This is a genomic window from Streptococcus sp. ELY_125, assembly GCF_058314535.1.
In genome coordinates this window covers 1-5,309 of record NZ_JBZFUM010000040.1, presented here as the reverse complement: position 1 = coordinate 5,309, position 5,309 = coordinate 1, and the positions used below count along the sequence as shown (strand labels likewise).

The following is a 5,309-nucleotide window of genomic DNA, read 5'->3' as shown; positions in this document are numbered from 1 at the left end:
TGCTAAGCAACTCCCCTATCTCGCAGGAGGCAACCTCCAACTACTTCAGGCGTACTAGGGCTTAACGACTGTGTTCGGCATGGGTACAGGTGTCTCTCCTAGGCTAGCGTCACTTAACTATGAATGGACTTAGTTTGCCAATTCAAAATTGAATACCTATCTATTGTATCAAGCCTAACCTCTAGCTGTCAATACTAAGTAATTGTACTCGGGCTAAAAGCCCTCCGTTACTTATCTTTGGATAAGTCCTCGAGCGATTAGTATTGGTCCGCTTCACGTCTCACAACGCTTCCACTCCCAACCTATCTACCTGATCTTCTCTCAGGGCTCTTACTAACATAACGTCATGGGAAATCTCATCTTGAGGGAGGCTTCACACTTAGATGCTTTCAGCGTTTATCCCTTCCATACATAGCTACCCAGCGATGCTCTTGGCAGAACAACTGGTACACCAGCGGTATGTCCACTCTGGTCCTCTCGTACTAGGAGCAGATCCTCTCAAATTTCCTTCGCCCGCGACGGATAGGGACCGAACTGTCTCACGACGTTCTGAACCCAGCTCGCGTGCCGCTTTAATGGGCGAACAGCCCAACCCTTGGGACCGACTACAGCCCCAGGATGCGACGAGCCGACATCGAGGTGCCAAACCTCCCCGTCGATGTGAACTCTTGGGGGAGATAAGCCTGTTATCCCCAGGGTAGCTTTTATCCGTTGAGCGATGGCCCTTCCATACGGTACCACCGGATCACTAAGCCCGACTTTCGTCCCTGCTCGACCTGTCCGTCTCGCAGTCAAGCTCCCTTATACCTTTACACTCTGCGACTGATTTCCAACCAGTCTGAGGGAACCTTTGGGCGCCTCCGTTACCTTTTAGGAGGCGACCGCCCCAGTCAAACTGCCCGTCAGACACTGTCTCCATTGACGTTTAGCCAATCGGGTTAGAGTAGCCATAACACAAGGGTAGTATCCCAACAGCGCCTCTGCCGAAACTAGCGTCCCGGCTTCTATGGCTCCTACCTATCCTGTACATGTGGTACAGATACTCAATATCAAACTGCAGTAAAGCTCCATGGGGTCTTTCCGTCCTGTCGCGGGTAACCTGCATCTTCACAGGTACTAAAATTTCACCGAGTCTCTCGTTGAGACAGTGCCCAAATCATTACGCCTTTCGTGCGGGTCGGAACTTACCCGACAAGGAATTTCGCTACCTTAGGACCGTTATAGTTACGGCCGCCGTTTACTGGGGCTTCAATTCATACCTTCGCTTACGCTAAGCACTCCTCTTAACCTTCCAGCACCGGGCAGGCGTCACCCCCTATACATCATCTTGCGATTTCGCAGAGAGCTGTGTTTTTGATAAACAGTTGCTTGGGCCTTTTCACTGCGGCTGACCTTATAGCCAGCGCCCCTTCTCCCGAAGTTACGGGGCCATTTTGCCGAGTTCCTTAACGAGAGTTCGCTCGCTCACCTGAGGCTACTCGCCTCGACTACCTGTGTCGGTTTGCGGTACGGGTAGAGTATACATTAACGCTAGAAGCTTTTCTTGGCAGCGTGACATCACTCACTTCGCTACTAAACTTCGCTCCCCATCACAGCTCAACGTTACAGAACTAAGCATTTGACTCAGTCCACGCCTCACTGCTTGGCCGGACTCTTCCAGTCGTCCGGTTGAGTTAGCCTTCTGCGTCCCTCCTTCACTCTATACTCTAGTACAGGAATATCAACCTGTTGCCCATCGGATACACCTGTCGGTCTCTCCTTAGGTCCCGACTAACCCAGGGCGGACGAGCCTTCCCCTGGAATCCTTAGTCTTACGGTGGACAGGATTCTCACCTGTCTTGCGCTACTCATACCGGCATTCTCACTTCTATGCACTCCAGCACTCCTCACGGTATACCTTCAAGGCACATAGAACGCTCTCCTACCATCCCTTACGGGATCCACAGCTTCGGTAAATTGTTTTAGCCCCGGTACATTTTCGGCGCAGGGTCACTCGACTAGTGAGCTATTACGCACTCTTTGAATGAATAGCTGCTTCTAAGCTAACATCCTAGTTGTCTGTGCAACCCCACATCCTTTTCCACTTAACAATTATTTGGGGACCTTAGCTGGTGGTCTGGGCTGTTTCCCTTTCGACTACGGATCTTAGCACTCGCAGTCTGACTGCCGACCATAAATACTTGGCATTCGGAGTTTATCTGAGATTGGTAATCCGGGATGGACCCCTCACCCAAACAGTGCTCTACCTCCAAGATTCTCAATGTCGACGCTAGCCCTAAAGCTATTTCGGAGAGAACCAGCTATCTCCAAGTTCGTTTGGAATTTCTCCGCTACCCACAAGTCATCCAAGCACTTTTCAACGTACTCTGGTTCGGTCCTCCAGTGAGTTTTACCTCACCTTCAACCTGCTCATGGGTAGGTCACCTGGTTTCGGGTCTACATCCACGTACTTATGCGCCCTCTTCAGACTCGGTTTCCCTGCGGCTCCGTCTCTTCAACTTAACCTCGCACGTAAACGTAACTCGCCGGTTCATTCTACAAAAGGCACGCTCTCACCCATTAACGGGCTCGAACTTCTTGTAGGCACACGGTTTCAGGTTCTATTTCACTCCCCTTCCGGGGTGCTTTTCACCTTTCCCTCACGGTACTGGTTCACTATCGGTCACTAGGGAGTATTTAGGGTTGGGAGATGGTCCTCCCAGCTTCCGACGAGATTTCACGTGTCTCGCCGTACTCAGGATCCTGTTAGGCTCAAGCTGCTATTTCAAATACGAGGCTCTTACTCTCTTTGGCTGACCTTTCCAGATCATTCTTCTATAACTCTTGTGCCCATGTCACAGTCCTACAACCCCAAGTTGTAAACAACTTGGTTTGCCCTCCTGCCTTTTCGCTCGCCGCTACTCAGGCAATCGCTCTTGCTTTCTCTTCCTGCAGCTACTGAGATGTTTCAGTTCACTGCGTCTTCCCTCCGCTACCCTTAACAGGTAGGGATACTAACCAGCAGTTAGTGGGTTCCCCCATTCGGATATCTCTGGATCAAAGCTTACGTACAGCTCCCCAAAGCATTTCGTCGTTAATCACGTCCTTCGTCGGCTCCTAGTGCCAAGGCATCCACCGTGCGCCCTTATTAACTTAACCTTATTAAAAAACTCTTTAATATGTTTCTACAGCGTTTCGGTTTATTTCTTGTTACTTTTTTGATAGATATTCAATTGTCAATGGGCAAGTTTAGGATACTAAGAGACGGTTCGCTTCAGCGAAAACTTCTGTAGAAAATTAGGAATCTGACGACGTGTGACTTGCACACTAGGAAGATTATCTATTTTCCTAAGAAGTTAGTCTCGGGTTCAACTTCACTTCTATTAAGTTTAGTAGGATTCGTATCCTATGGAGCCTAGCGGGATCGAACCGCTGACCTCCTGCGTGCAAAGCAGGCGCTCTCCCAGCTGAGCTAAGGCCCCACAAAACCTCTGAAAACTAAATAGACACCAAGCGTGCTTCCGTAGCTAAATAAGGGTACCATTAACCTTATCGGCTAAATTGTACTCGGGCTAAAAGCTTGTGATTTAGATAAACCACCTTGTATGCAAGCATACTGCCTTGGTTTCCTAAAATCAAGTCGCTTTTAAACGCCCTCCGTTACTTAGTTTTTCCTTAGAAAGGAGGTGATCCAGCCGCACCTTCCGATACGGCTACCTTGTTACGACTTCACCCCAATCATCCGTCCCACCTTAGGCGGCTGGCTCCCGAAGGTTACCTCACCGACTTTGGGTGTTACAAACTCTCGTGGTGTGACGGGCGGTGTGTACAAGGCCCGGGAACGTATTCACCGCGGCGTGCTGATCCGCGATTACTAGCGATTCCGACTTCATGGAGGCGAGTTGCAGCCTCCAATCCGAACTGAGATTGGCTTTCAGAGATTAGCTTGCCGTCACCGGCTTGCGACTCGTTGTACCAACCATTGTAGCACGTGTGTAGCCCAGGTCATAAGGGGCATGATGATTTGACGTCATCCCCACCTTCCTCCGGTTTATTACCGGCAGTCTCGCTAGAGTGCCCAACTCAATGATGGCAACTAACAATAAGGGTTGCGCTCGTTGCGGGACTTAACCCAACATCTCACGACACGAGCTGACGACAACCATGCACCACCTGTCTCCAATGTACCGAAGTAACTCCCTATCTCTAGGGATAGCATCGGGATGTCAAGACCTGGTAAGGTTCTTCGCGTTGCTTCGAATTAAACCACATGCTCCACCGCTTGTGCGGGCCCCCGTCAATTCCTTTGAGTTTCAACCTTGCGGTCGTACTCCCCAGGCGGAGTGCTTATTGCGTTAGCTCCGGCACTGAGTCCCGGAAAGGACCCAACACCTAGCACTCAGCGTTTACGGCGTGGACTACCAGGGTATCTAATCCTGTTCGCTACCCACGCTTTCGAGCCTCAGCGTCAGTGACAGACCAGAGAGCCGCTTTCGCCACCGGTGTTCCTCCATATATCTACGCATTTCACCGCTACACATGGAATTCCACTCTCCCCTTCTGTACTCAAGTCCTACAGTTTCCAAAGCCAACAATGGTTGAGCCACTGCCTTTAACTTCAGACTTATAAAACCGCCTGCGCTCCCTTTACGCCCAATAAATCCGGACAACGCTCGGGACCTACGTATTACCGCGGCTGCTGGCACGTAGTTAGCCGTCCCTTTCTGGTCAGTTACCGTCACTTGTGTAACTTTCCACTCTACACAACGTTCTTCTCTGACAACAGAGCTTTACGATCCGAAAACCTTCTTCACTCACGCGGCGTTGCTCGGTCAGGGTTCCCCCCATTGCCGAAGATTCCCTACTGCTGCCTCCCGTAGGAGTCTGGGCCGTGTCTCAGTCCCAGTGTGGCCGTTCACCCTCTCAGGTCGGCTATGTATCGTCGCCTAGGTAGGCCGCTACCCTACCTACTAGCTAATACAACGCAGGTCCATCTGGTAGTGATACTGTTGTATCTTTTAAAAGGTTAACAGGCGTTAACCCCTCTTATGCGGTATTAGCTATCGTTTCCAATAGTTATCCCCCGCTACCAGGCAGGTTACCTACGCGTTACTCACCCGTTCGCAACTCATCCAGAAAAAGCAAGCTCCTTCCTTCTGCGTTCTACTTGCATGTATTAGGCACGCCGCCAGCGTTCGTCCTGAGCCAGGATCAAACTCTCATTAAAGTTAATCTAACTCAGTCATTTCTGACTTATTTTCGTATTTTTGACAGGTTAATTCCTTAACCCGCACGCTTGGTTTCTTGTCTATTCAGTTCTCAAAGGTCTT

Annotated in this window: 1 tRNA gene and 3 rRNA genes; all 4 read right to left on the bottom strand. The window is 50.3% G+C overall.

Annotation, left to right across the window (positions count from 1 at the left end):
* Window position 1: 1 nt before the first annotated feature.
* Window positions 2–117, bottom strand: a 5S ribosomal RNA gene (gene rrf / locus AC4HAL_RS10875).
* Window positions 118–237: 120 nt separating this feature from the next.
* Window positions 238–3,138 (bottom strand): 23S ribosomal RNA (locus AC4HAL_RS10870).
* 250 nt (window positions 3,139–3,388) lie between these two features.
* Window positions 3,389–3,461 (bottom strand) — tRNA-Ala (locus AC4HAL_RS10865).
* A gap of 197 nt (window positions 3,462–3,658) precedes the next feature.
* Window positions 3,659–5,206, bottom strand: a 16S ribosomal RNA gene (locus AC4HAL_RS10860).
* The 16S, 23S and 5S rRNA genes sit together here with 1 tRNA gene alongside, the layout of an rRNA operon.
* Between the last annotated feature and the right edge of the window lie 103 nt (window positions 5,207–5,309).